This window comes from Pseudarthrobacter sp. MOO13, assembly GCF_058267655.1.
Window position 1 is genome coordinate 2,153,005 of sequence record NZ_CM177848.1, and the last position, 26,453, is coordinate 2,179,457.

24 protein-coding genes and 1 pseudogene are annotated in these 26,453 nt (G+C 62.4%); 17 read left to right on the forward strand and 8 right to left on the reverse strand.

Annotated elements, in window-relative coordinates:
* The first annotated feature begins 45 nt into the window (after positions 1–45).
* The 9 genes from AC4EEO_RS09990 (at position 46) to AC4EEO_RS10030 (ending at position 10,039) form a co-directional block, all read left to right on the forward strand.
* Positions 46–1,023: an ABC transporter permease gene (locus AC4EEO_RS09990; protein WP_491340361.1), complete on the forward strand. Its 978-nt coding sequence runs from the start codon at positions 46–48 to the stop codon at positions 1,021–1,023.
* Between the two features lie 32 nt (positions 1,024–1,055).
* The gene (locus AC4EEO_RS09995; protein WP_133832848.1) at positions 1,056–1,982 is read left to right on the forward strand and encodes an ABC transporter permease; all 927 of its coding nucleotides are present in this window, start codon (positions 1,056–1,058) and stop codon (positions 1,980–1,982) included.
* Positions 1,979–2,932 (forward strand): ABC transporter ATP-binding protein, encoded by a 954-nt coding sequence (locus AC4EEO_RS10000; RefSeq protein WP_018763808.1) that lies wholly within the window; start codon positions 1,979–1,981, stop codon positions 2,930–2,932. The genes AC4EEO_RS09995 and AC4EEO_RS10000 overlap by 4 nt, the downstream gene beginning before the upstream one ends.
* Positions 2,929–4,002: an ABC transporter ATP-binding protein gene (locus tag AC4EEO_RS10005; protein WP_285318226.1), complete on the forward strand. Its 1,074-nt coding sequence runs from the start codon at positions 2,929–2,931 to the stop codon at positions 4,000–4,002. The genes AC4EEO_RS10000 and AC4EEO_RS10005 overlap by 4 nt, the downstream gene beginning before the upstream one ends.
* A 244-nt stretch (positions 4,003–4,246) precedes the next feature.
* A complete protein-coding gene (locus AC4EEO_RS10010; RefSeq protein WP_491340362.1) occupies positions 4,247–5,671 on the forward strand; it encodes a glycoside hydrolase family 32 protein in 1,425 nt (474 codons plus the stop codon).
* A 34-nt stretch (positions 5,672–5,705) separates the two neighbouring features.
* Positions 5,706–6,677, forward strand: coding sequence for a PfkB family carbohydrate kinase (locus AC4EEO_RS10015; RefSeq protein WP_491340363.1), 972 nt, complete (start codon positions 5,706–5,708; stop codon positions 6,675–6,677).
* 64 nt (positions 6,678–6,741) lie between these two features.
* Positions 6,742–8,202 carry an extracellular solute-binding protein gene (locus AC4EEO_RS10020; RefSeq protein ID WP_491340364.1) on the forward strand — a complete coding sequence of 487 codons (1,461 nt, stop codon included), beginning with the start codon at positions 6,742–6,744 and terminating at the stop codon, positions 8,200–8,202.
* Complete coding sequence (locus AC4EEO_RS10025; protein WP_491340365.1) at positions 8,199–9,128, forward strand: carbohydrate ABC transporter permease; 930 nt, start codon at positions 8,199–8,201, stop codon at positions 9,126–9,128. Before AC4EEO_RS10020 ends, AC4EEO_RS10025 begins: the two co-directional genes overlap by 4 nt.
* An 8-nt stretch (positions 9,129–9,136) precedes the next feature.
* Positions 9,137–10,039 (forward strand): carbohydrate ABC transporter permease, encoded by a 903-nt coding sequence (locus tag AC4EEO_RS10030; protein ID WP_491340366.1) that lies wholly within the window; start codon positions 9,137–9,139, stop codon positions 10,037–10,039.
* Between the two features lie 310 nt (positions 10,040–10,349).
* Here the strand turns inward: AC4EEO_RS10030 and AC4EEO_RS10035 are convergent, their stop codons facing one another.
* The 3 genes from AC4EEO_RS10035 to AC4EEO_RS10045 all read right to left on the reverse strand — a co-directional run bounded on the left by AC4EEO_RS10035 (position 10,350) and on the right by AC4EEO_RS10045 (position 13,679).
* Positions 10,350–11,192, reverse strand: coding sequence for an SDR family NAD(P)-dependent oxidoreductase (locus tag AC4EEO_RS10035; protein ID WP_491329878.1), 843 nt, complete (start codon positions 11,190–11,192; stop codon positions 10,350–10,352).
* Between the two features lie 188 nt (positions 11,193–11,380).
* On the reverse strand, positions 11,381–12,832 hold the full coding sequence (locus AC4EEO_RS10040) for an APC family permease (RefSeq protein WP_491340367.1): 1,452 nt from the start codon (positions 12,830–12,832) through the stop codon (positions 11,381–11,383).
* Between the two features lie 49 nt (positions 12,833–12,881).
* Positions 12,882–13,679 (reverse strand): tyrosine-protein phosphatase, encoded by a 798-nt coding sequence (locus AC4EEO_RS10045; RefSeq protein ID WP_081620239.1) that lies wholly within the window; start codon positions 13,677–13,679, stop codon positions 12,882–12,884.
* Positions 13,680–13,897: 218 nt separating this feature from the next.
* Between AC4EEO_RS10045 and AC4EEO_RS10050 the strand changes: the two genes are divergently transcribed.
* The 8 genes and pseudogenes from AC4EEO_RS10050 to AC4EEO_RS10085 all read left to right on the forward strand — a co-directional run bounded on the left by AC4EEO_RS10050 (position 13,898) and on the right by AC4EEO_RS10085 (position 22,033).
* The gene (locus tag AC4EEO_RS10050) at positions 13,898–14,512 is read left to right on the forward strand and encodes a TetR/AcrR family transcriptional regulator (protein ID WP_491329876.1); all 615 of its coding nucleotides are present in this window, start codon (positions 13,898–13,900) and stop codon (positions 14,510–14,512) included.
* Between the two features lie 37 nt (positions 14,513–14,549).
* Positions 14,550–15,677 (forward strand): N-methyl-L-tryptophan oxidase, encoded by a 1,128-nt coding sequence (gene solA / locus AC4EEO_RS10055; protein ID WP_081620240.1) that lies wholly within the window; start codon positions 14,550–14,552, stop codon positions 15,675–15,677.
* A gap of 142 nt (positions 15,678–15,819) precedes the next feature.
* Entirely contained in the window at positions 15,820–16,773 is a 954-nt protein-coding gene (locus tag AC4EEO_RS10060; RefSeq protein ID WP_491329874.1) for a phosphotransferase, read from the forward strand.
* A gap of 94 nt (positions 16,774–16,867) precedes the next feature.
* The gene (locus AC4EEO_RS10065; protein ID WP_133832290.1) at positions 16,868–17,266 is read left to right on the forward strand and encodes a GlcG/HbpS family heme-binding protein; all 399 of its coding nucleotides are present in this window, start codon (positions 16,868–16,870) and stop codon (positions 17,264–17,266) included.
* A gap of 95 nt (positions 17,267–17,361) precedes the next feature.
* On the forward strand, positions 17,362–18,702 hold the full coding sequence (locus AC4EEO_RS10070; RefSeq protein WP_134165428.1) for an aspartate aminotransferase family protein: 1,341 nt from the start codon (positions 17,362–17,364) through the stop codon (positions 18,700–18,702).
* A gap of 52 nt (positions 18,703–18,754) precedes the next feature.
* Complete coding sequence (locus tag AC4EEO_RS10075) at positions 18,755–20,152, forward strand: aldehyde dehydrogenase family protein (RefSeq protein WP_491340368.1); 1,398 nt, start codon at positions 18,755–18,757, stop codon at positions 20,150–20,152.
* A gap of 562 nt (positions 20,153–20,714) precedes the next feature.
* Positions 20,715–20,810 (forward strand): annotated as a pseudogene (locus AC4EEO_RS10080) (recombinase family protein); the annotation flags it as partial.
* Positions 20,811–21,721: 911 nt separating this feature from the next.
* Positions 21,722–22,033 carry a 4a-hydroxytetrahydrobiopterin dehydratase gene (locus tag AC4EEO_RS10085; protein ID WP_223994978.1) on the forward strand — a complete coding sequence of 104 codons (312 nt, stop codon included), beginning with the start codon at positions 21,722–21,724 and terminating at the stop codon, positions 22,031–22,033.
* Between the two features lie 159 nt (positions 22,034–22,192).
* On the opposite strand, the gene AC4EEO_RS10090 is transcribed toward AC4EEO_RS10085, so the two are convergent.
* The 5 genes from AC4EEO_RS10090 to AC4EEO_RS10110 form a co-directional block, all read right to left on the reverse strand.
* Positions 22,193–22,645, reverse strand: coding sequence for a VOC family protein (locus AC4EEO_RS10090; protein WP_223994976.1), 453 nt, complete (start codon positions 22,643–22,645; stop codon positions 22,193–22,195).
* 155 nt (positions 22,646–22,800) lie between these two features.
* On the reverse strand, positions 22,801–23,550 hold the full coding sequence (locus tag AC4EEO_RS10095) for an SDR family NAD(P)-dependent oxidoreductase (RefSeq protein WP_223994975.1): 750 nt from the start codon (positions 23,548–23,550) through the stop codon (positions 22,801–22,803).
* Between the two features lie 131 nt (positions 23,551–23,681).
* Positions 23,682–24,668, reverse strand: a complete 987-nt coding sequence (locus AC4EEO_RS10100) for a Gfo/Idh/MocA family protein (protein WP_491340369.1) — start codon at positions 24,666–24,668, stop codon at positions 23,682–23,684.
* Positions 24,665–25,522: a carbohydrate ABC transporter permease gene (locus AC4EEO_RS10105; protein WP_223994973.1), complete on the reverse strand. Its 858-nt coding sequence runs from the start codon at positions 25,520–25,522 to the stop codon at positions 24,665–24,667. Before AC4EEO_RS10105 ends, AC4EEO_RS10100 begins: the two co-directional genes overlap by 4 nt.
* Positions 25,519–26,433, reverse strand: coding sequence for a carbohydrate ABC transporter permease (locus tag AC4EEO_RS10110; RefSeq protein WP_223994971.1), 915 nt, complete (start codon positions 26,431–26,433; stop codon positions 25,519–25,521). Before AC4EEO_RS10110 ends, AC4EEO_RS10105 begins: the two co-directional genes overlap by 4 nt.
* Positions 26,434–26,453 lie beyond the last annotated feature (20 nt).

The following is a 26,453-nucleotide window of genomic DNA, read 5'->3' on the forward strand; positions in this document are numbered from 1 at the left end:
CGGGCGTACCCACAATCTTGACCACTCCCGAATTGGAGGGAAACCGTGCGCTTCATCCTGCGCCGACTGGGTTTCTACCTGATCGCCTTCTGGGCATCCATTACCCTGAATTTCCTGCTCCCCCGCTTCATGCCCGGGGACCCCGTATCACGCATGTTTGCCCGCACCCAGGACAGAATGCAGCCCGAACAGCTCGAAGCCCTGCGCAAGCTGCTTGGCGTGGACGACCGGCCCATCTGGGAGCAGTACGCCGGCTACCTCCAGAACATCCTCACCGGACAGATGGGGGTATCGATTACGCGCTTCCCCACCCCCGTCACCGAAGTCATCTCATCCCAAATCGGCTGGACCCTCCTGCTTGGCGGAACCGCGCTGGTGATTGCCGCCGTCGTGGGCAACCTGCTGGGCATCCTGGCAGCCTGGCGCCGCGGCAGCGCCCTCGACTCGGCCCTGCCTCCCGTGCTGGTCTTTATCGGATCGTTCCCCTACTTCTGGCTGGCAATGGGCGCTCTGTACCTGTTCGGCGTCGTGCTCGGCTGGTTCCCCATCCGCCACGCGGTCACCGACGGCCTGGAGCCGGCGTTCACCGCCGAGTTCATCGGTGACGTCGGCGCCCACCTCGTGCTACCGGCGCTGACCATCGTGCTGGTCTCCATCGGTGGCTGGATGTTGGGCATGCGGAACACCATGATTGCCACGAACTCCGAGGACTACATCACCATGGCCGAAGCCAAGGGCCTGCGCCCCGGACGGATCATGCTCCGCTACGCAGCCCGGAACGCGATGCTGCCCTCGGTGACCAGCTTCGGCATGGGCCTGGGCTTCGTCGTCGGCGGCGCCCTCCTGACCGAGGTGGTCTTCGCCTACCCCGGCGTCGGATACCAGCTCCTCAACGCCGTCCAAGGCCTCGACTACCCGCTTATGCAGGGCCTGTTCCTGACCATCACCGCCGCCGTGCTGCTGGCGAACTTCCTGGTGGACATCCTCTACGTCCGCCTCGACCCCCGCGTGCGCAGCAACTGAGCAGTGCGTACACAGTAACCAAGGGACCGACCATGACCAGCGTTATCCTCCAGCAGCCAACTGAAGCAAAAGCTGCCCGCAAAACCAACCGTGGTTTCATCCACGGACTCATCACCAACAAGAAGGCCATGACCGGCATGGCCATCATGCTCGTCTTCATCGTCCTCTCCCTGGCCGCGCCGGTACTGTTCCCGGACGACCCCTCCCGGATCACCGGGATGGCCTCACTGGAACCAGACAGCGAACACTGGCTCGGAACCACCGCCAAGGGCCAGGACGTGCTCGCCCTGACCATCCACGGCGCCCGAAGCTCCCTGCTCGTAGGGCTTACCGTCGGGTTCGCATCCACCTTCATCGGAATCCTCGTTGGCCTGGCATCAGCCTATTTCGGCAAATTCATCGACGAAGCACTGTCGCTGCTGACCAACGTCTTCCTCCTCCTTCCCGGCCTGCCGCTGCTCGTCATCCTGGCCGCCTTCCTGCCCCCGGGGCTGGGCACGGTCATCCTGGTCCTCACCGTCACGGGATGGGCCGGATCGGCGCGCGTACTCCGGGCACAGGCCCTATCCATCCGATCCAAGGACTTCGTCGCTGCCGCCGTCGTCTCCGGTGAGCGCGCCGGCCGCATCATGTTCCGCGAAATCCTGCCGAACATGGCATCGATCGTGATGGGAACACTGCTCGCCTGCGTCATCTACGGCATCGGGGCCCAGGCCGGCCTCGAATTCCTTGGACTGGGTGACGTCAGCACTGTCTCCTGGGGCAACAACCTCTTCTGGGCCGGAAACGAAGGCGCCCTGCTCACCGGAAGCTGGTGGGTCTTCATCCCCTCCGGCCTCTGCATCGCCCTGGTCGCATTCGCCCTGGCCCTCATCAACTACGCCGTCGACGAAGTAACCAACCCCCGGCTGAGGAAGATCCGCAAACCCGCCACCACCGAAAGGGGCGCCGCACAGTGACCGTCTCCCAAACCTCCTTCGGCTCCCATGAACCGGTCCTCGACGTCAAGAACCTCACCGTCAAATACGTCGGCGACTCCCGCTCGACCACGGCCGTGAACGACGTCTCCTTCAGCATCGGCGCCGGTGAGGTCTTCGGGCTGGCCGGCGAATCCGGTTGCGGAAAATCAACCATCGCCAACTCCATCATGCGGCTGCTCAAGGACCCGGCGAAGATCGCCGCCGGCAGCATCTCCTTCGGCGGCAAGGACGTCCTCGCCATGAACCAGGACGAGCTGCGCCGTTTCCGCTGGCAGGACGTCGCCATGGTGTTCCAGTCCGCCATGAACTCGCTGAACCCCGTGCTCACCATCGGGGAACAGATGGCTGACATCTTCACCACCCACGCCGGCTACCCGCGCAAAGAATCCCTTCGACGCGCGGCGCAGCTGCTGGAACTGGTCCGCATGGACCCCGCCCGCCTCAAGTCGTACCCGCATCAACTCTCCGGCGGCATGCGGCAACGCGCCGTCATCGCCATGGCTGTCGCCCTGAAGCCGTCACTGCTGATCCTTGACGAGCCCACCACCGCACTGGACGTGGTGGTGCAACAGGAGATCATGGCCCAGATCAAGGATCTGCAGCGCGAACTGGGCTTCTCCGTCCTCTTCATCACGCACGACATGTCCTTGATGGTGGAACTCTCCCACCGGATGGCCGTCATGTACGGCGGCCGGATCGTGGAAACGGCCAAAGCCCACGACATCTACACCGCCCCAGGACACCCCTACACCCAAGCCCTCATGGGCGCGTTCCCGCCGCTCACCGGCCCGCGGATCCCGCTTAAGGGCCTGCCCGACGGCGTGAAGTTCCGGAACATCCCGGACCTCGCCGAAATTGCGCCCGGCCACTTCGTGGCACCGTTTGATGCCGACGCCGAAGCCGCCGTCCTTGAAGGAGCAGCACAATGAGCCACGCCGTCCACTCCCCGGCACGGCCGGATGTTTCGTCCCTGACTCCTGCCCTGGAGGTGCGCGGACTTGGTAAGTCCTTCCACATCGGCGGCCTGTTCTCCAGCCAGGCGGTCCGGGCGCTCCACGGTGTCGACCTGACCATCGGTCGCGGAGAGATCGTGGCACTGGTCGGCGAATCCGGTTCAGGCAAGAGCACCCTGGCCCGCTGTGTCGCCCGGCTCGAGAAACCGAGCGAAGGGGCCATCCTGGTCGACGGGGTCGACGTCCTCAAACGTGACCGTTTCCAGGCCTCACGGGAGTTCCGGTCCCAGCTGCAAATGGTCTTCCAGGATCCCTTTGGCTCACTGAATCCCGCCCACCGAATCGAGCACTTCCTCCGCCGGTCCCTCACCATCCACGGCAAAGGCGGCACCCGCCAACGCGGTTCCGAAGAGCAGACCAGGCGCCGTCTCGAAGAGCTCATGACCACCGTCGGGCTTCAGGCCGACATGCTCGACTCCTACCCCCATGAGCTCTCCGGCGGGCAACGTCAACGGGTCGCGATCGCGCGGGCCCTGGCCGTGGAGCCAAACGTCATCCTCGCCGACGAACCGACTTCCATGCTGGACGTTTCGGTCCGCATCGGCGTGCTGAACCTGATGCGGAAACTGCGCGATGAGCAGGGCATTTCCATGCTCTACATCACCCACGACCTCGCCTCCGCCCGGTACCTGGCGGACCGGACGGCCGTCATGTTCGCCGGCGAAATCGTGGAAGAAGGTGAATCACTGGACCTGCTGGCCAACCCGGCCCACCCCTACACCCAATTGCTCGTCTCAGCCGTCCCCGACCCGGCGCGGGCCGGATCCTACGACCCCATCCACCGCGCCCAGCTCCGGCAAGCCGTCATGGCTTCCGCCGGCTGCGCCTTTGAGAACGACCCGGAGCAGCGCTGCTCATCCAAGGAACCCGTCCGGCACCAGGTGGGCGATCCCCTGAACCGCCACTGGGTCCGCTGCCACCTCTACCGCCCGCGCGCCGGCGCCGGCGGCCATGCATTGGCGACAGAACCGGAGCCTGGAGACTGACGTTCCCGTTTCCACGTCCAAACATCAACATTCACGCCCCGGCAGCACCGTCGCTGCCCGCCGAAAGGTAACTGATGGAAGATTCACCCGCCGTATCCCGGCGTGCCCTCCTGACCGGAAGCGGGGCCGCTGCCTCACCGGATCGCTCGCACTAGCAACACCATTCGCCCAGTCAGCGGCAGCGGCACCCCTGAACGCCCCAAACAACGCACCGGCCAAGCCGCCCTACAAAGGACCAACCCGTATGCGCCCGACCTATCACTTCAGCGTCCCCGACAACTGGAAGAACGACCCCCAGCGGCCCATCTACATCGACGGCGAATACCACTACTACTACCTCTACAACGCCGATTACCTCCAGGGCGGCGGCGGCACATCGTGGCGCCGTGCCACCACCACCGACCACGTCTCCTTCCGCGACCGTGGCGTGGCCATCCCCAAGTTCAGCAACGGCAACGGCGACTGCTGGTCAGGCTGCCTTGTCATCGACGAACGAAACACTGCCGGCTACGGTGAAAACGCCGTCATAGCCCTCGTGACCCAGGCACCCCAGGGCCGCCAGGCGCAATACCTCTGGTACTCAACTGACCGTGGGCGTTCGTTCAAACCTGGTGGGACGGCGCCGGTACTTCCAAACCCAGGCGTGCAGGACTTCCGCGACCCGAAAGTCATCTGGGACGAAGACCGCAGGCAGTGGTTCATGGTCAACGCCGAAGGGCAGAAGCTCGGCTTCTACACATCTGCCAACCTGCGTTCCTGGCGGCGGGTCGGCGAGTTCGTCCGGACGGACCTTGGGTTGCTGGAGTGCCCGGACCTTTTCCGCATGACCGCCGACGACGGTACTTCGCACTGGATCCTGGGCACCAGCGCCAACGGCAAAGGCCGAGGACTGCCGGCAACATACGCCTATTGGACAGGAGCCTTCAACGGAATCACGTTTGCTCCGGACCATGCCGAGCCGGAGTGGCTGGACTACGGCTATGACTTCTACGGAGCAGTGACTTACCCCCACCACGACGCCTCCGGCGCGGAGGATGCCACCCTGCGCAGGGCGCTTGGCTGGGCGAACTTCTGGGACTACCCCCACAACACCCCCACCCTGGCGACCGACGCGTACAACGGTGATGACATGATCGTGCGCGACATCCGGCTCAAGAAGGCAGGCGGAAGCTACAGCCTCCTCTCGACCCCCACCACCGGCCTGGCCAACCACATCGAACGCACCCACCGCCTCGGGGACGTCGAGGTCACGGGAACCCATGACCTCGATATCAGTTCACTAGCCTATGACCTGACCTGTGAACTTGTATGGGACCCGACGGCCCCTCCGTCCAACATCGGCCTTGAGGTCTGCCGTGCAGCCGGTGGGGGCCGGCACGTCGCCGCCGGTGCATTCCTCCGCGGCCCCTTCGCTTACGTCAACCGGCGGCCCACCATCAACCCCACTGGCGGGGAAAGCCAGACACCCATCGATCCCTCGGCAGGGCGCCTTACACTCCGTCTCCTGGTGGACCGGACCAGCGTCGAAATGTTCGTCGGAGACGGACGGGTGGTGCACTCACACCGCGTGTTTCCCCTGGAAGGTGACAACAACATCCGGCTCTACGCCAACGATGGAACGGCCACCTTCAGTGACCTCACGATCAACGAGATCAACGCGACGACTTAGCCGCTCCCCAATCAACACTGCCCGAGAGAAAAATATGGATTACCTCAAAGCAGCCTGCCCAGACGCCCAGCAGCCATTTGACGCCGTCGTTGTCGGCGAAGCGCTGATCGATGTGGTCACCGCCCCGGACAGCCAGGTTGAGCATCCTGGCGGATCGCCCGCCAATGTCGCCTATGGCCTCGCTCTCCTGGGGGTCACCACGGGCTTGCTCACGGCCATTGCACCCGATGAGCGGGGAAGAACTATCGAGAACCACCTCCACCGGGCAGGGGTAACACTTCTGCCTGGATCAAAATCCCTCACCCGCACCGCAACAGCGACCGCAACCCGCGGACCCGACGGATCCGCCGCATACGACTTCGACATCCGCTGGCAGCTGCCACGAGCAACGCCTGCCTGTTTCCCCCAAGTCCTGCACACCGGTTCCATCGCCACCTTCCTCAACCCCGGGGCCGGTGCCGTCAAAAGCCTGCTCGAACAAGCCCACAAGCATTGCACCATCACCTACGACCCGAACATCAGGCCATCGCTGCTTGGCAGCCACGCCGAAGCGAAGGCAAGCTTCGAAGCAATCGGCGCACTGACCGACGTCGTTAAACTCAGCGACGAGGACGCCCAGTGGCTCTACCCCGCGAAAACACTGGAAGAAACCGCTGAGCACATCCTCCGCCTGGGCGCCAAGCTGGCGGTGATAACCAAAGGTGCTGCCGGCTCCCAATTCACCTCGCCGTCCGCGAGCATCACCATTCCCGCCGTCAAAGCGACGGTGGCGGACACCATCGGCGCCGGCGACTCCTACATGGCCGCACTGATCCTGGGCCTGCTCACCCGCGGCGCCGGGGGCTTTGCCCCCGCCGTCATGGAGCAACTGGGACGCACGGCAGCCGCAGCAGCGGCCATCACCGTGCAGCGCGCCGGGGCCAACCCACCCACCCTTGACGAACTGACAGCTGCTGTCGAAGCACACGCCTCCGCACCACGGGCTTTCACATGCGACCAGGCATAAACAAAACGACCCCGCGGGCAACAAACGTAAAGGACGCCGTCTACCCTGTTAGGAGGAGCCAACAATGACGTCTGAGAAGACACCGGAGCACCAAGCCCCTGCGCATTCGCTGCGGTCCAGCAGCAGGTTTGCGCAACTCACCCGGCGTTCCATGCTGGGCCTGGGCGGGCTCGCCGTGGCGGGGGCCACTGTGGGGGCCTGGCCCCGACTTACCGGCGCCGACATTCCGGGCCGCGGCAGCAAGGCCCTGAACATCGCCATTCTGGGAACGGCAGCGGATACGGCGGGACGCCAGGGCCTGATCCAGGCTTTCACCACCGCCCATCCCGACATCCCAGTGCGGCTGCAGGCGATTCAGGGTGCGGACTGGAAGGACTTCTTTTCCAAGATCCTGACCATGGTGGCCGCGGGAACGCCACCGGATGTGGTCTATGTCGCCACCGAAGGCGCCCAGTTGTTCGCCGACAAGCTGGCCGAGCCTCTGGATGGATATGTCCGCCGGGACGCCGCGGCGATGAGCGACTACTTTAATGACGTTCATCCGAGCCTGCTGGAAGCCTTCATGTACCAGGGAAGCCTGTACCAGCTTCCCCTGGACTGGAACGCGGCGAACATGTACCTGAATACCACCACCTTCGCGCAGGCCGGCCTTGACCGGCCGAGGGACGACTGGACCAAGGACGACTTCAGCTCCACCCTACGGGCCCTGCGTAAAGCGCGCCCCTCCGATTTCACCCCGTACTACTGGACCAACCGGCTTTTCGGCGGGGTGGTGCCGTGGCTTTACGCCAATGACACCAGCTTCCTGTCCGAAACGAAGGCGCCCGGCGGGGACTGGCTTTGGGACCGCTTCTACCCCACCGACCCTGCCCGCGGCACCCGTGGTGGCGGATACCAGTGGCTGGCCCCCAACGCCGAGGACGGGCGCGTCATTGAAACCTTCGACTACCTGCGCGAGCTCGTAGCCGAAGGACTGGGCGTACGTCCCGAATCAGGTGGCGGCAACGCCCTGGTGGGCCTGTTCGGCAACAACCGCATCGGCACGACGCCGGCCGGTGGCTATTGGGCGCAGGGCCTGCACGAGGCCGGGATGACCGCTGATCAGTTCGACGTGCAGTTCTTCCCGCGCTGGCGGACCCAGCGGCACCAGTTCGGTGCTGCCGGCTACGCGATCATGCGCACAGCGAAAGACAAGGATGCGGCCTGGGAATGGGTGAAGTTCTGCTCCAGCCGCGAAGCGATGCAGCTGGCCATTCCCAAGCCGAACACCACCCCCACACGCCGTTCAATGGTCAACGAGTCCTTCTACGCCGCCACCGGGCCGCGGCACTGGAAAGTCTTCTACGACACCCTGGACAGGTTCCCCACCTCCGGCCCGATCCCCGCCCCGCCGCACCAGGCGGCCGTCGAAACTGCCCTGATGAAGAACGTCTCCACCGCGGTCAGCGGCAGCTCCGCCGATGTCCGGGCCGCGATGGGCAACCTTCAACGTGACCTCGAACTGGCCCTGAGGAGGAATTCATGACCACCACGTCCACCGTCCCGCGGCCACCAGTGAAGCCACCGGCCGTGCGCCGGTCCTTTGTCGAGCGGTGGCTTGCAAGGATTTTCCTTGCTCCTACGGTGATCGGGATGGCCCTTTTCACCTTCCTGCCGATCATTGCTTCGCTGGTCCTCGCGTTCTTCCGCTGGGACATCATTTCGGCACCGCAGTTCGTCGGGTTCGCCAATTTCGCCTCACTGGCACAGGACCCCACCGTCCGCGTGTCCTTCCTGAACACCATCGGGTTTGTGATTGTGGCGGTAGTCCTTCAACTCGGCATCGCCCTTGGCCTGGCCTCCATGCTTCAGGCCAGGATGCCCTCCTGGCTGAGGGTATTCCTCCGTTCCACCTTCTTCTTTCCCCTGGTCCTGTCCGCCGCGTCGGTGTCCATCTCCATGCGGTACATGTTCAACGAACAATTCGGCGTGGTGAATTGGCTCCTGTCGCTCGTCGGGATCCCCGCTGTGCCGTGGCTGACAAGCCCTGCGGCGTCCGCCGCCGTCGTCGTCCTGGTCTACGTGTGGCAGAACTTCGGGTTCTCATTCCTGCTCTTTCTCGGCGCCCTGACCAATATCCCGAAAGAACTGCATGAAGCAGCGAACCTGGATGGTGCCACGGGCTGGAAACAGTTCAGCAACGTGACCCTTCCGCTGATCAGCCCGACGGTGCTCGTGGCGTCCGTCATGGCCATCATCAGCGCCCTGCAGGTCTTCGACCAGCCCTATGTCCTGACCAACGGCGGCCCCGGCGACTCCACCCGGACCGCCGTCATGGTCATCTTCGAATCCGCCTTCCAGCAACTGGAGTTCGGCAAAGCCTCCGCCATAGGCCTGGTACTCACCGTGCTGATCCTTGCCGTCACCGCCCTGCAGTTCCGCCTTAGCCGCCGCTTCGTCTTCTACCAGTGAGGTCCGCCATGTCCAGCCAGACCCTGCACACCGGGACCGGCTTGCCTTCCGGTTCCACCGCCGAACCGCCCGCCACCCGTACGCCCCGCCGCTTGCCATCAGCCGGCACTGTCGGCAGATACGCAGCCTTGGCCGTGGCAGCGGCGCTGACCTTCGGCCCTGTCCTGTGGACCTTGTCCACCTCGCTGCGCACGCCGTCGGAATCGTTCAACCTGCCGCCCTCCTTCCTGCCCATCAACCCTGACTTCACGGCTTACCAGGAAGTGTTCAAGCAGATCAACGTCGGCCTCCTGGTCCTGAACAGCGCCCTGGTGACCGGCCTGATCGCACTTGGCCAGATGGCGTCGGCCACCCTGGCCGGCTACGCCTTCGCCCGCCTGGACTTCCGCGGTAAGAACGCCATCTTCTCGCTGGTGCTGGCCACCATGATGGTCCCGGTGCAGGTCACCATCGTCCCGGTGTTCATGCTGATCCGTGGAATGGGCCTGTCCGACACCCTGCTGGCCCTGATCCTGCCGGCCATTCCCACAGCATTCGGCACCTTCCTGATGCGCCAGTACTTCCTTGGCCTGCCGAACGACTTCGCCGAAGCAGCAGCCCTGGACGGTGCGGGGCCGTGGCGGATCTTCCGTTCGGTCTATGTCCCCCTGGCCGTCCCCGGCATGGCGATCGTCGGGATCCTCGGCTTCAACTTCCATTGGAACGAGTTCTTCCGGCCACTGATCCTCACCATCAGCGAACAGAATTTCACCCTTCCCCTCGGCCTGGTCACGCTCCAGGGCAACCTCGGCACCGGCAGCATCTCGGTGGTCCTCGCCGGCGTGATCCTGTCCATGCTGCCGGCACTGGTCGTGTTCATCTTCGGCCAACGAACCCTGCGAGAAGGCCTCACCGCCGGCGCCAGCAAATAGCCGTGCGGCAGGAAAGAAACAGGTCCGCGCAGTGGGGCGCATCATCTCGGGAGGGCACGGCGGGCCAGAGCGAAGACACTCAAAGTATCTGAACAGGTTAAAGCCAAATGCCCCTCTGACGAGGGGAATCTGCTGTGCCCGAGGTGGGACTCGAACTACATTCTCGCCCTTGCAAACACTGGGAACCCGCGAAAACATCGGAAATACGGGCGCATTTGGAGGCAGTACGGGATAGTCCGGGACCAGGAGTGTGGACAAAGTCCACACTCCTTTTCCAATTAACTCGTGAAAGACGGGCTGTAGTGGTTAGTCAGGGAATCGCTTGCATCGCCGGGGTGGGTCCGTCGGCGCCAGTGGTGCAGATACTGACCCGGGGGTCGAAGGCGATGGCGCCGGGCTCGACTGCGATCAGTCCCCCATCCACCGGGATCGTGGCGGCGTTGACGTACGAGGCCTGATCGGAAAGCAGCCAGGCAATGACATCGGCGACCTCGGAGGATGCGGCCGGGCGCCGGCTTGGGACGAACGCTGTGGCGAGGCTATAGGCTTCCTCGCGATCGATGCCGCTGTGTTCAGCGAAGTCGCCCATCTCCATGTCGGCCATCTCTGTCCGGGTCCAGCCTGGGCATACTGCGTTGGCGCGCACCCCGCGCGGTCCGTAGTCGACGGCCACGGAATGCATCAACATGGCAAGGCCGGCCTTCGTGGCATCGTAACCGGCGATTCCAGCGGTAGCCCGAAGTGCGGCCGCCGAGGCCACCCCTACGATCGAGCCGTTGGCTTTGATCAGGTGCGGCAAGGCGGCACGGACTAGTAGGAAGGGCCCGGTGAGGTTGGTGCTGACCATGGCGTTCCAGTCTTCATCGGACAGCTCGCCGGCACTGCCGGCACGGACAATTCCGGCATTCAGAACCAGGCCGTTGATGGTGCCGAATTGATCCACGGTGTCCTCGACCAGCCGTTCCATATCGGAAACCGAATTGACGTCTGCGGCAACAGCGTGGGCGCCGGTTGTTTCAGCGACCTTGGCGATAGCTTCCCGCCGGCGTCCACAGATGACAACTTCCCACCCTTGGCCCCGGAGTGCTGCGGCGGTGGCGGCTCCGATTCCGGTTCCTCCGCCCGTAATAACTGCAACTGGTGTGGGGGTCATTTGGATCTCCCGGTTCTGTTTCGGAGTGTGTGCTGTTGCCGTCTCATGAAGGACTAACCCTTCGACTTAAACAAGGGTGCGGCGTACCTTTGCGCGTCATTCTGGTGGCTTCAATGCCGAAATGCTTTCCCCATCGACGATGGCGGATACCTTGCTGCCGCCAGAGGGGCGGCAGGAAGGTATCCGCGTCAGATTACTTCTCTGGCGTAGTCGATGTCGCGCTTGCTCCTGCCGAACACCAGGCCGCCAAGCATCGCGGCGGGAATGAGGACGAGCAGCCATTTCGCGGCGGCGTTGTCAGGCCCAATGAGGGAGTCGTAGTTCTCGATCGTCACGTAGCCGATGTAGGAGAGGATCAGGGTGGAGAGAGTGGGTGCGATCTTGGTCGCCCAGATACTGGTGTTGTCTTTGGTCCGGAAGAAGAACACGACGATGGATACGGACGCCACGATGAGGATGGTGATGAAGGCTGCCGTTGCCAAGGCGCTGAACCAGGCGAACACGACGGTCAGCGGATCTGCGCCGAAGACCAGGAAGGCAACCACGACGATGCCGACGGCCACGCCGTTGGCCAGGGCTGCGGTGGCGGGACTCCCATCCTTGGAAACGGTGGCCAGCCTGGCCGGCAGGACTCCGGCATGGCTGAGGGCGAAAAGGTAGCGGGCGAACATGTTCATCAGGCCCAGCAGCATGGCGAGGTAACTGGTCACGACGAGAACCTGCATGGCCATGCTCAAGACGCTCCCTCCATTTTCGGAGGCGAGGTTGAAGATGAATCCCGCAGGGTCATCCGTTGCCGCCTGTTGGATGTTGTCCACCCCGATGGCCCCTCCGATAACCCAGATGGAGAGCGTGTAAAAAATTCCGACAAAGGCAATCACGGCGTAGAGGGCCCGCGGGATCGTCTTGCGGGGGTTGATTGCTTCTTCAGAGAAAACCACGGTTGCTTCGAAGCTGGTGAAGCACAGGAAGGCGAACAGCAGTGCAATGCCCAGGCCCGGGCTGAAGAGGTTTTCTGGCGTGAAGCCAGAGAATGTGAAGACTCCTGGCCCCTTGCTGGCAACGAGCACGATAACGAGGGCAGCCACTACGAGCGTTTCACCAATGATGAGGACGGCCAAGAGTCGGATGCTCGTGTCGACGCCCCGCATAGTGAGTGCCGTGGAGATCAGAAGCAACGCGACAATCCAGACGAGCGGGGGCACGGAGAGTCCCGTGATGCTCTCCAGCAACTGCCCGGCGAAGACGCCGAACTGCGACCAGAGCCCGACCTGCAAGCTGAGGTACATCAGCAGCGCCAGACCAGCTCCTGCCGTGGCCCAGGGTGTACCTAGGCCTTTGGCGATGTAGGCGACGAAGCCGCCGGCGTTGGTGACATACCTGCTCATGCGCAGGTATCCGACGGCGAAGAGTGCGATGAGCAGGGCAGCGATCGCGTAGATCAAGGGGGCTGCCGGTCCAACCGCAGCAAAGACCACGGGACCGGTGCCCACGACGGCTGCCATGGGGGCCGCCGCTGCGATGACGAAAAAGGCGATGGCGAAGACGCCGAGTTTATTTGAGCGGAGATGGCCTGCTTGCGGTGGGACAGGTGTGCTGGACGGCGTCGTTGCCGGCAACTCGCTGACATTATCAATCATGGGTTTTCTCTTTCGGGCAGATAATGGCCGTAGCCGTGGTCGGGCTTCCTCAGACGAGGAGCCGTGCCTTGAGTTTGTTTGTGAGCGCCGGAGTGATGCCGAGTCCGTCTTCCAAGTAGGAGTGACGTGATCCCCAGGCGTGCTCCACGCTGTGCCATGCGGCTTCGAGGTACCCTTGCCGCGCTTCCAGCAAGGGTGTGATGACTGTTCGCAGGTGCCTGTCGATGGGCGCGACGCTGCCTGCGGAATCTCTGATGAGGTATTGGTTCTCCGGCAATGAACTCTGAACGTAGTCTTCGAGGATTGCGGTTTCAGGTACTCCCAGGATGGTCAAAAGGATGGCTATTGCCCATCCGGTTCTGTCCTTCCCTGCCGAGCAGTGGACGACGACAGGCAGCTCAACTCGAGCCAATGACTGAAGGAAATTGGCAAATACCGATGGGTTGCCGGCTATGTCACGGGCATAGAGCCGGTGCATTACCTCTTCAGCCTCCGCAGCAGTCAGCGTCCTGCCAAGCTCGCTCACGCGACCTTCGCGAACCGCAGACCACAGGCACGCGTCCCTGCTGTCTTGAGCCTGAAGTGGCGTTTGTACAGCCGTTAGCGCAGGCACGCAACGGTCTTCGGCGTCGGATTCCCAAGGACTTCGCAGATCCATGAAGTGCAGGCGTGCCGCCTCCAGCCTCTGACGGTCCAGGGCTGTCGAGTATCCGAAGTGTCCACTCCTGTACACCATGCCTTCAGCCACACGGGATCCTCCGTGCGCTGGCAGTCCCCCGAGGCTTCGGAAGTTCCGGACGCCCTCAAGGGAGTTAGGGCCAGCCAAGCCTGGTGTGACCTGTTTCATACATAAAAGGTAAACACTGAATGTTTCGTACTGCAATAGAACACGTTAAATGTTTTTTGCATGACTAGTTCAGAACTTAGGCATAGTGTTCAATGTTTTCAACCGCATCGGAGCGGCCTCGTACCTCTTCTTCAAAGTTTGCACAGACTGTTCACTTTTAGGATCTGATGTGCAATCATGTGAAGCAGATCACCAGCACCCCACACGAAGGACCAGAAATGAGTGCCTCCAACAAGCCCCTCTCCCTTCGGGAACGCAACCGCATGAGAACCCGCGGCGACATTCTCGACACCGCAGCTGAGCTGCTGAGTTCGGAGGGGTACGCCTCTACCGCGCTCGAGGTCCTCAGCCAGCAGGCGGGTATTTCGAGGGGCACCATTTATGCCCACTTCCCCGGCGGAAGGGACGAAATTGTCCGCGAAGTTTATCTGCGGATCGCCGACGCCGTGTACGTACGAGGGATCAGCTTGCGGGATGCCCTGACGGACCCCGGCGCAAGAATCACGGCGCTGGCCACGGCGTTGGTGGAGGCGACAAAGGAGCCCAAGGGCCGGTTCTACGGGGTGATGGGACCGGACCTGGTGTCAGCACTATCGGACGTCATGGGCTCGACTTCCCGCTCTTTCGAAGAGCTCATTGCGCGGGATCTGAAGGATGCCAAGGACAGCGGCACCTTGCCGGAGGACGCACCGACTGAGGCCTTGGCTGCAACGATAACCGGGGCGATCCGCGCTGCCGGGGCTGCTGCAGCACGTGAGCCGGCGAACGCCGGGCCAGCGGTCGCGGCTATCCGGTTGCTCATGGACGGACTTCTAGTACGAGCCACTGTCTGACCCGCCAAGGGTCCGAAAACCACTAACGGAGGAATTTGTGTCAACACAACACTACGACGTCATCGTCATTGGATTGGGCCCCTGGGGCTCATCGGCGGCGTGGCACTTGGCAGCCCGCGGCAAGTCCGTGCTCGGCCTGGATAAGTTCGCACCGCCACACATGCACGGCTCGCACGGAGGCGCCACACGGCTGGCCCGGCAATCCAGCAGTGCAGGAGCCCAGTACACCACCTTCACAAAGCGGACCTTTGAGTTGTGGGACGAGTTGGCCGCGAAAACCGGGACCCGGCTGTTGGAACGTTCGGGAACTGTGTTCGTCGGCGAACCCGGATCAATGTGGTTCGACAAAACGGTGGCATCCCTGAACGCGTCCGATTTTGAGTACGATGCCCTCAACGCGTCGACGGCACGGAAGCGGTTCCCTTGGGCCACGATTAAAGACGACGAAGTCGCCGTATGGGAGCCAAACGGCACCGTTGCCCTCGTCCACCCCGCCATCAAGGCCCTGCAGTCGGAGGCTCGCCGGCTCGGCGCAACCCTGCGCACGGGAGAAGCGGTTCAAGGCTGGGATGAGAGCGCTTCGGGCATCGTCGTGAGCACCGATCAGGGTAACTATTCAGCCGACAAGGTCGTCGTCACCGTGGGTGCCCGCGCCAACCATTTGATGCAACTGGATCTGCCCTACAAGGTGGACCGTCAGGTGCTGGCCAATTTCCGCCAGGACGGGCCACCGAAGCCAGCCATCTACTTCGCCAAGCCCCCAGGATCGGACGAGGCACCGGCTTACGGTTGCTCCGAGCCTAACGGTGAATGGAAGTTCTCTGTCCCCGGGAAGGGAAACTGGATCGATCCCGAGGACCTCAGTCAGGACCTCAGGCCCGGAGACCTCGAACGGATCCAGGAAGTCCTCAGCGCCAGGCTTCCGGACATCGACACCAACCCGGTATCGACCACCGTATGCATGTGGTCTGAGGTGGAGGACGGCCATTGGGTTATCGGTGGACACCCGGAGTCGTCCAATGTCGTCATCGGCACCGGAGACATGGGCCGAGGGTTCCGCTATGCAGCGGTTGTTGGTGAAATGCTGGCCGATCATGTCGACGGCGTTTCCCGCCCCGAAACAAACCTGTTCCTGCCTTCACGCTTCGCCACAGCAAAGGCGTAAACAGTGACACCGGCAGATGTCCTGACCGCACCGTTACAGAGCTTGTGGGAGCTCGTGAAACAGTGCGAACAGTGCAGCCAGGACAACCTCCGACCCCAACACAGTGCACCTGCATTCGAACATCGAAGGACATCCAATCCTAATGACCATCGTCCCTGATACCGAAATCACCAGCATTGAGGCGGTGCTTTCGACGAACCCCGACTGGGGTGGCTGTCACGTCACCGCACATTCCCTCTCCGGCGGCCAGGCCCATAAGAACTACCTCGTCGAGGACGGTTCCCGTCGCTGCGTCGTCAAGCTCTGGAACAACTACTGGGAAACGGTAGGAGTTCTGCCCGCCGCCCACGTTGTTCTGGAAAACACGAGAATTGCCGCCGAGATCGGCGTAGGCGCGCCCGTCATAACAGTCTCAAACGAACCCTTGGCACTGGCTCTCGACTTTGTTCCGGGAGGCCACCCGAGGCTGCGCGACGACGATGACTCCGTCACCCGACTCGTCCCTGCCCTTCACCGGCTTCATCACTCCGGCCGCCGGTTCCTCAACGACATCAACCCCTTCAACCTGGCCCGACAAAGGATGGAGGCCGCCAGAAGACAGGGTATCGAGCTGCCGCCCGGAACGTCAGCCATCCAGGCCCTGATGGACCGCCTGGAGACCGTCCTGGCCCTGGATCCGTCCCAGTTTGTTCCCTGCCATCTGGACATTTGGGATGCAAACATCATCAAGGACACCTCCTCGATGACCTACAACATTATCGACTGGGACCTCGCCGGCAACTCGGACCCGTGCTACGAGATCGGATTTATTGCAGCGCAAAACGGATTCGGGAAAGAGAGGGCACAGGCACTCTTCGAAGCCTATTTCGGCAACACTGACCCAGTAAAAATGGCCCGCGCCAGGCTCTTCATGGCGGTGGCCCATTGGTCCAACAGTGGACTGTGGATCACCGCAATGGGCAACGCTGCGCCCAACGACGACGCCGACTACGCAGGGGAACTGCGTACATGCTGGGAAGGGCTGATCACCGAAATAACAGCCCCTGACTTCCCCGACTTAATAAAGGCAGCCGCAAAACCAGCAGCTCTCGTCTAACACCCCCCGCCGCGCGTTAGCGCCTACCCAAGGCTGGCTCTACACCAGTCGATACAACTACGCCCATAAACAGGAAAAGATTTCGGAGCAACAGATGAACGACATCACACAGCAAGAAGCACACAAGATAGTTGAAGCGGCACGAGAGGCAGCCCTGGCCTCGGAAACCCTGATGAACATTGCCGTTGTAGACGCCGGCGGAAACCTCAAGGCCTTCACCCGCATGGACGGTGCGTGGCTCGGCAGTATCGACATCGCCATCAAAAAGGCACGCACGGCCCGTTACTTCGACATGCCCACCGGAGACATCGGCTCCATCTCGCAGCCCGGCGGACCGCTGTTCAACATCGAAGTGTCCAATGGCGGCCTGATCACCTTTCCCGGAGGCATCCCACTGACCAAAGACGGGGTGACCGTCGGCGCCATCGGTGTCAGCGGCAGCACCGTGGAAAACGACCACCTGGTCGCTACTGCCGGCGCCCAAGCCCTCTAACCGGTTGCCGGGGCCGGCCATCGACCGTCCGACCCCGGCAACACCCACCGACTCATGTTCCGGACTCAAATCCGCACCAACGGCCAAGGACAGCAATGACACTCGAAACAGCCACAGAACCGGCACCCGACGCACTCCTCCAGGAAGGTCTCATTAACCGCCGCGAACGCACCATCGGGCGCCACTCCCCGCTGTTCTATGCCACTCCCCTGGAAATCGTGGCCGGCGAGGGCGTGTGGGTCCACGACGCCACCGGCAAGACCTACCTGGATGTCTACAACAACGTTCCCCACGTCGGACACTCCAACCCCGTCGTCCGCGAAGCAATCACAACCCAGCTGCAGACCGTCAACCTCCACACGAGGTACCTCAACTCACGCGTCGTTGAGTACGCCGAAAAGCTGCTGGCGCTCTTCGATTCCCCCTTGGAGCGGGTGTTCTTCACCAATAGCGGATCAGAAGCAAACGAGCTCGCGCTGCGAATCGCACGGCAACACACCGGCAACACCGGCATCCTTATTTCGGACCACAGCTACCACGGCAACACCACGACCCTTGCCGAATTGACCACCGGCCTCCAGGTCAAAGAACCCCTCGGCGCCCACGTACGCCCCATTCGTATTCCGGACGCAGCAGGGCTGACACCGGCTAAACGAAAGCGCCTCCTCCAGGAAGCGCTGCGCGACGTCGACGCAGCCATCTCCTCGCTCCAGGCCGAAGGCTACGGCGTCTCAGCCATCCTGTATGACCCGCTGTTCTCAACCGAGGGACTCCTGCAGACCCCCGACGGCTACATCGAGGCGGTCACCGACCGGGTCCATGCCGCCGGCGGACTGATCATCGCGGACGAGGTCCAGTCAGGCTTCGGACGGACCGGCAACCACATGTGGGGCCACCAGGCTTTCGGCACCACCCCTGATCTGGTGACACTTGGCAAGCCGATGGGCAACGGCCACCCCGTAGGTGGCGTCATCACCACGCACGCACTGATGGAGGAATTCGGGGAAAACAACACCTACTTCAACACATTTGCTGGAAACCCCGTTTCGTCAGCAGCAGGCCTTGCTGTCCTGCAGGTCATGGAAGAGAACGGGCTTGTTGAAAATGCACACCAACTCGGCAAGTTCATCGCTGACGAACTCGCAGCCCTTACTAAGGGCAACCCCAGGATCAAGAGCGTCCGCGGCAGGGGCCTCTTCTTTGGCCTTGAAATCGTCAATCCCGACGATGCGACGCCGGACCCCGCCGCCACCAAGGCACTCACAGAAGAGATGCGTTCCCGCGGCGTTCTCATCGGAAAGATCGGTCGCCACGAAAACGTCCTCAAAATGAGGCCACCGCTCGTCTTCGAACTCGAACACGCCCAACACATGATCGAGCAACTCCGTCTGGCACTGGAAACACTCGACGGCCCTACTGATCAAAACCAATGGTGACCATCCCGGATTCACGCGGAACAACAACTAACCACTCAATGAGGAGAATGCCATGAACACCACACCCGTCCTGACCGAGGGCTCCGTTGCTGCCCGGACCATCTTCAATCCCGCCACCGGTGAACCCGTTGGAGAAGCCCCGGTGCATACGGTCGCGGACCTGCAGCACGCCATCGACGTGGCAGTTGCCGCCCAGCCCGGCTGGGCCGAGCTCGGCCACGAGGCACGGTCCGCTGCACTGTTGAAGGCCGCCGACGCCATCGAAGCCCGCGCCGAAGAACTCGCCCAGCTGCTTTCTTGCGAGCAGGGCAAACCGCTGAACGGCCCCAACGCCCGCTTCGAAGTCGGCGCCTGCGCCGCCTGGCTCCGCGCCGCCGCCGGGACACCCCTCGAAGCCGAAACCCTCGTCGATGACGGCGAAACCCGCGCCGAACTGCACTACCGGCCCATCGGCGTCGTCGGGGCCATCGGACCGTGGAACTGGCCCATGATGATCACCGTCTGGCAGGCCGCCCCCGCCCTGAGAATGGGCAACGCCGTAGTGGTCAAACCCTCCGAACACACCCCGCTCAGCGTGCTTGCCCTCGTCGACACCATCAACGAAGCCCTCCCCGAAGGGCTCCTCACCGTAATCTCCGGCGGACGCGATGTAGGCGAAGCCCTCGCCTCCCACCCCGCCATCGGCAAGATCATGTTCACCGGCTCCACCGCCACCGGCAAAGCGATCATCAAATCCTCCGCGGACACCGTCAAGCGGCTCACCCTGGAACTGGGCGGAAACGACGCCGGCATCGTCCTGCCCGACGCCGACCCGAAGGCCATCGCCGAAGGCCTGTTCTGGGGCGCCTTCATCAACACCGGCCAAACCTGCGCCGCCCTGAAACGCCTCTACGTCCACGACGACATCTACGACGCCGTCTGCGACGAACTCACCAACGTGGCCAAGGCCATGCCGATGGGTAACGGCCTGGACGAAAACAACGTCCTCGGACCACTGCAGAACAAAGCACAATACGACATCGTCGCGAACCTCGTCGAGGCCGCCAAAGCCTCCGGAGCCCGCGTCCTCCTCGGCGGAAACCCGGACACCGACCAGCCCGGCTACTTCTACCCCACCACCCTCGTGGCCGACATCGACAACGACAACCCACTCGTCGCCGAAGAACAATTCGGCCCCGCCCTGCCCATCATCCGCTACAGCACCATCGACGAAGCAATCCAGAAAGCAAACGCCCTCGACGTCGGCCTCGGCGCCTCCGTCTGGTCCTCAAACCCCGCAACAGCCCGCAACGTCGCCGCCCGAATCCAAGCAGGTACCGTCTGGATCAACAAACACGGCGCCGTCGACCCACGCATCCCCTTCGGCGGCGCAAAACAATCCGGCTACGGCCTCGAATTCGGTGCTGAAGGACTCAAACACCTCGGCGTCCCCCAAATCATCAACGGCTGAATTTTCCCTTCTGGATAGCCCGTGTCTGGCCACCACCGGTCAGGTGCGGGTTATCCATTCACATCTGCCTCTGCAAAGGATGAACATGTCAAAATCCCATCACCGCGCCCATCAGGAAGTCACCGACTGGTCATCCCTGCAGCCGGGCGACGCAGTCGCTATCTCCGACGACCTCCACTGCCCGGATCCGGCATATGTTGAAATAACAGCTCCCGAGCTCGGCGTTCTATGGATTCACCGGCCAAAGATCGGGGAACGGCGGCTGCTCCACACCGAAACCCACCGAATCTGGCGCCTAGTCCCGAACAGCCCGAGCTGAACAATAGACTTCGGCCGCGAGAAACTGCTCATCGGATCCCTCCGACACCGGTTTCGCTGGAGAGCCAGCCTCTCATCCCTCATGTGTCCCGAAAAACAAAAGCCTTCCAAGACACCCCTATACGGCCAATCAAAGGAATAGGGTTCTGCGTCATACCGTGTTTCCTGACGTCTCGCTATGCCGTCTCAGCGAGGGAGGTTTCAGCAGTGCCTTGAAGAGGCCTTTTCGAGCCGCAGTGGCAACGTGAGACACCTTGGCTATACACGGGTCAGTTCATCCAACCAGGACGCGCAGCTGCAGCTCGACGCGCTTGCCGCGGCCGGGGTCTGTCGCGTCGACAGGCTCGGCCTGAAAACGGCAACCACGCTTAGTTCCGGCAGGCCCTCTAGCTCGGTTCGCAATAATCAAAGGCTCTGAGAACTAAAAGCCATAGCTGTTCATGAGCTGGACGGCATGTGCGGTGATCAGAACTGTCAGGGATTGCGCAAACTCAATAACTTCGTACTCGAAAAAGCAGTAATAGGTGTGGACACTGTACACACTCCCTTTGACAGGACAAAGCACCCGGGCCGCCCTTTCTACCGGTCCTTCAGACCGGCCTGCGGCAGCACAGGAGAGCAGGTGCGTACAGGTCATGTTGTCCCCAGTACCCCGCGGCATGAATAGATGTAGGCCACCACCGGCCAACCCACCAACATAACCGGAATGAGGAACCGCAGACCCGTACGACAGCAGGCGGAAGGCCCACCAGCCAGGGTCTTGAACCCGTCACCCCCACACACCTGAATAGGCTCCGCGGCAGCCAGGCCAAGGCCCGCCAACCAGCCGTCACAGACGCGAACGCAAGCTTTGTCAACACGTCAAAGCAAAATCGCCTCTGACGAGGGAAAACGTCGTGCCCGAGGTGGGACTCGAACTATATTCAAACCCTTGCAAACATTGGGAACCGGCGAAAACATCCAGAATCCGGAGCAGTTCGTGGGCGGTACGAGGCACTCTGCTACGAAAAGTGTGGACATTGTCCACACACTCCTTTGGGGGGCAATTCCCCGAACTCGGTCCGTCGTTTCCTGGGGCGAATTCATGCGGTTGATCACCGCCGCCGGGCCAATCCCTCACCTGCCAGGGCGTGACAGCGTCATCCCTACACGGTGCGGAGCTTTACCGAAGTTGCCAGCCGGCCATCACACTGGGAGGCGTGGTGCCTGCAGGGGTAGTCCACGGCGCCCCTCCGGAGCCATGATGGCACCATGACTGATCCCCAATGGAAGCTGTCCGCCGCCGAGATCGCCGAGGCCGGGCTTACCGGCTGGCGCGTGACCGGTGGGGCCCTCGCCGCCACATTCAGGACCCGGAAGTTCTCCACCGGCCTGGAGCTCGTGAACCGCATCGGCGCCTCCGCCGAGGAGGCCAACCACCACCCCGACCTCACGCTCACCTACCCCGAGGTCGGCGTCACGCTCTCGAGCCACGATGTCGGCGGGATCACCAGCCGCGACATCGACCTGGCCCGCGCCATCAGCAGCCACGCCGCGGACCTTGGGGTCGCGGCCGCGGACTGAGTCTCCCGCCGTCGGGCAGGGGCCGTGGAGGAGTCGGGCCCCATGTTCGTTTTGGGTTCTCAGGTCCTTCTACAGACCGGGGGACTTTAGCGAGCAGCATCGGACCCCTGATGCCACAATATGGTGCCAGGCCAGGAATCCGATTGCAGCAGGAGGATTTTATGTCTGGTCAGCACTTTGCCAGTCTGGTGCTTGAATGAGCTCCACCCGATTTCCGTCTGGGTCGAGGAGGTAGACGAGCCACCCGCCGGCAATGGGGCCTGAGGTCGGGGCAACTGGTTCGGATACGGCCTTGTAACCAAGGGCCGTCATCTTGGCGTAAACCTGCCGTACGTCAATGTCTGTGAAGGCAAGGTGTGCCGTGCCTGGCTGTGCATCTGATGGGTCGACTGCGGGCAGGAGAGGCTCGGCATGGGCAAGTTCGAGCCGGAAGGTTCCGTCATTTGTGGTGAGAAGCATGGCTCTGACCTTTACGTTGGGACGGCCGTAAAGTTCGCCGATGTATGGTCCCGAGGTCCATGCATCCAAGCGGGTTAGTCCGAGGCCGTCCTCGTAGAATCGCGCGCTGCGTTCCATGTCCGTAACGTGCAGGGCGGTGTGATGGTGTCGCATTTAGGTGTCTCCTTGGTGGGTCAGGGCTCCCTACTCGTCTCCGATTGTTGAATACTGTGCGCGCGATGAGGGCAGCCCTGAGGCGTTGATGTTGGTGGGTAAGCCAGGCCCGGGAGCATCGGGCGACGGCACGTATGAAGCCCCGCAGGGTAGTCTTAGGTTCCGATTCCCAGGTGTGCTCCGCCTGCCACATCGAGGGAAACTCCTGTGATGTAGCGGTTGTCGGGATCGGCGAGGAAAAGGATGGCGCGGGCGACTTCGTCGGGTTCGGCGAACCTCCGCATCGGAAGTTGCGCTGCCCGCTTCGCGCGGTTGGCGGCTGCATCCGGTCCGGAATCCTTGGCGAATTGTGCCCACATGGGTGTATTTACTGGGCCTGGTGCGATGGCGTTGACGGAGATGCCGTTGGGCCCGAGCAGTTCAGCGAATGACCACATGATGTGAAGTACAGCGAGCTTGCTCGCGTTGTAGGGCAGATAGTTGAGCCGTGATTCCTTGGCCGCAACTGACGATAGGACCACGATGGCACCGGCAGTGCCGGTCTCGAGCATTGACTTGGCGGTCTCCCGCACCATCGTGAAGGTGGCGGTGGCGTTGATCCTCAGGATGGAGTCAAATTCCTCGGTGGTTGTCTCCATGATGCCGGGGGTGGGGCCGAGCACCCCGGCTGCGTGGATCAGGACATCGATGCGGCCGTATTTGGCTGTGATGTCTTGGATAGCAGCCGCGCATTGCTGGTCGGAGGTGATGTCGAGGGGGTAAAACGCCTTGAGGTTCTGGCCCTCTTTAGGGGAACGGTCAGCGCCTACGACGATGGCGCCTTCTGCTGTGAGGGTGTTGACGGCGGCATCGCCTATCCCGCCGCTGGATCCGGTTACAAGAACCACCTGGTCTTTGAGGCTCATTTGTTCTCCTTGCCATGGGCGTAGGTGCACCGCGGGTCCCCGGCGGTGAAAGCGTGAGTTGCTCGCTTCATGTTCAATTCCTTAGGTGTAGTGCAGTTGGGCCGCTCGCGCGTTGTTCAGGTTTGGTGATGCTATCGGGCGACAACGTCCTCCGCGTCCGAAGCATCTGCAGCCAGGACCGCGTCGGCGATTGCGGTGGCCCGGAGAGCCTGGCTGAACGTAACGGCGGGGCCTTCGCCGGTGCGGAATTTGAGCGCCGCCTCTGCCTGGCGACGGAAGAGGTCGGTGGGGGCGAACGACGTTGTGTCGTGGCTCCCGTCCCGGTTCCAGACGTGGACGGTGTCGTTGGACCACAGCATCCGGCCGTTGCGTGCGAGTACATCGATGGTGAGACTCCAGTCCCCTTGGTTGAGCCCTTGCGGCTCCTGCCAGGGAGACCAGTAGGTCTGCAGCTGGAACACGGCTCCCGCGGGAAATTCGAGGGCGGTGACTACGTACTCCGGTACCGGCGAGCCGTATAGGCTGCTGCTGGAGCTTGTGGCAAGGACTTTTGGGTCACCGTCGAACCAGGATGACACCAACTCGATGGCGTGGATGCCGTTTACAACGGCGACGCCGCCCTCCTTTGGGTCAGCTCGCCAGGAATCGACGTTCTGTTTGTGGGCTACGGAGCGTACGGATACGGCGACCACGTCGTTGTTCCTCACCCATCGAGAGAGGAGGGCTGCTGCCGGGTGCTGGTGGAGGGTGTATCCGACCATCAGGCGCTCGTTGACACCGGACGCGGCGGCAAGGACGGCCGCGCCTTCTGCGTCTGCGGCGACCGGTTTTTCAGTCAGCACATGGAAGCCGCGGTTCAGCAGGTCAGCGCAGATGGCGGGTTGAATGGTTGTCGGGAGGGCAACGACCACGAGGTCTGCGTGCTCGGGGCGGAGCGCTTCGGTGCTGGCTACCAGCACGGCGCCCAGTTCCTGGGCGAGGGGGTAGGCGCGGTCGTCCTTTTCTACAAGAGCCGTGACGTGGGCCCCTGCTGCGGCGAATGCTCGTGCGTGTCGGGAGCCGGCCCAGCCGGCCGCCCCGACGACTGCGACGCGCGGAGCTGGTGTTGCTGAGGTCATGACTTGACACCACCGGAGGTCAGGCCGGCGATGAACCAGCGTTGGAAGGCGGCGAAGATGGCCAGGACAGGTATGAATGCGACGATGACGAAGGCGCCGAAGGCGGCCCAGAAGTTGCCGTAGCCGGTGGAGATGTAGCGGACGATGCCGTTTTGCACGGTCTTCATGTCTTCGGTTGTTGCCAGGACGGTCCCGACGAGGAAGTCGTTCCAGACGAAGACGAAGATGAAGATCGCGACGGCGGCGATGCCTGGGCGGATCAGTGGCAGCACGATGCGCAGAAGGATTTGGCGTCGGCTGCATCCATCGATTGCTGCTGCTTCCTCAATCTCAACTGGGATGTTTTCGATGAAGTTGCGCAGGAACAGGATCGTCTGTCCGCAAATGATGCCGGTGTAGACCACGATCAGCAGAGGGTAGGTATTGATGAGCGCGGTCTTCACGAACATGGAGTAGAGCGCAATGAAGACGACGACGCCGGGGACCATGGACAGCACAAGGATTGCGGTCATGAGGCTTTCCATGCGATGGCCCCGGTATCGGGTCGCGACGTAGGCTGCGGGAACGCAGACGGCCAGGGCGAGGATGATCGAACCGATGGCGTAGATCAGCGAGTTCAGGAAGAAGCGGACGTTGGTGGAGGTGAAGAGTCCGCCGTAGCTGTCGAACGAGAACGGGTTCGGTATCCACACGGGCGGGAAAGCGACCGTGTTCGCATCGGTTTTCAGGGACGTCGATAAGATCCACAGGACGGGAGGCAGCACCAGGGCCGCCGTGACTGCGACGACTGCCCAGATGGGTAGCCGGCGGAGTATATGCCCGGGTCGGCGGCGTGCGGGAATGGTGGCAGTCACAGGGTTTCCTTCCGTCGGAAGCGGATCGCTACCAGTGTCAAGGCGATGTTGATGGCGAAGAGCAAAATTGCTGCCGCGGAGGCACCGGAGAGGTCGAAGTCCTGGAACGTCTTGTTGAACACCCGCATGGAGAGCGTTTCCGTTCCGCCCAGGGGCCCGCCGCGGGTGGTGACCAGGATGATGGTTACCATCTGTACATACAGCATCAGGAGGACGACGACGACGGAAACGATGGTGTTGCGAAGGAAGGGAAGTGTGATGTTCACGAATCCCTGCCACACGTTCCCTCCGTCAACGCGCAGGCTCTCATACAGTTCGGTTGGTACGGTCTGAAGCGCCCCGAGGAAGAGGACCATTGCCTGGGGATAGGACCACCACGCGGTGATGAGTGTTAGTGCCAGCAGCGCAGAACCCGGTGTGGAGAACGCATCGGCGGGCCCGAAACCAAGGGCTTTTGTGATGGCTGTCCCCGGGCCGTAGGTGGGGTTGAGGAACCACAGCCAGAGGGTGCCGACGGTGGCTTGTGACATCAGCCATGGAAGCAGGAACAGACTCCGCACCGTCCGCTTGAAGCGAATGATTTTATTCAGGACCACCGCTGAGGCAAAGCCGAGTGGCAAGGCAATCGCGAGGGCCCCGAGCGAGAAGGCAAGGGTGGTGCCGATCTGTTTGGGAAGGTCCTTATCGGTGAAAAGCTTGGTGAACGACTTTAGTCCCGAGAAGTCCTTGATTTGGTAGTACGTGGTGTCGTGGAAGGCCGTCCAGGCTGTGAAGAGGAGGGGCCCAACGAAGACGAAAAGGAAGACAGCAACGACCGGGATGACGTAGAGCCAGACTGCGCGGTCCTTCCGTGCCGGCCGGAGACGGGGCTTGGTGCTCCGCGCTGCGCGTTGTTCTTGTGTCACTGACATGGGATTCGCTTTCCTGGGGG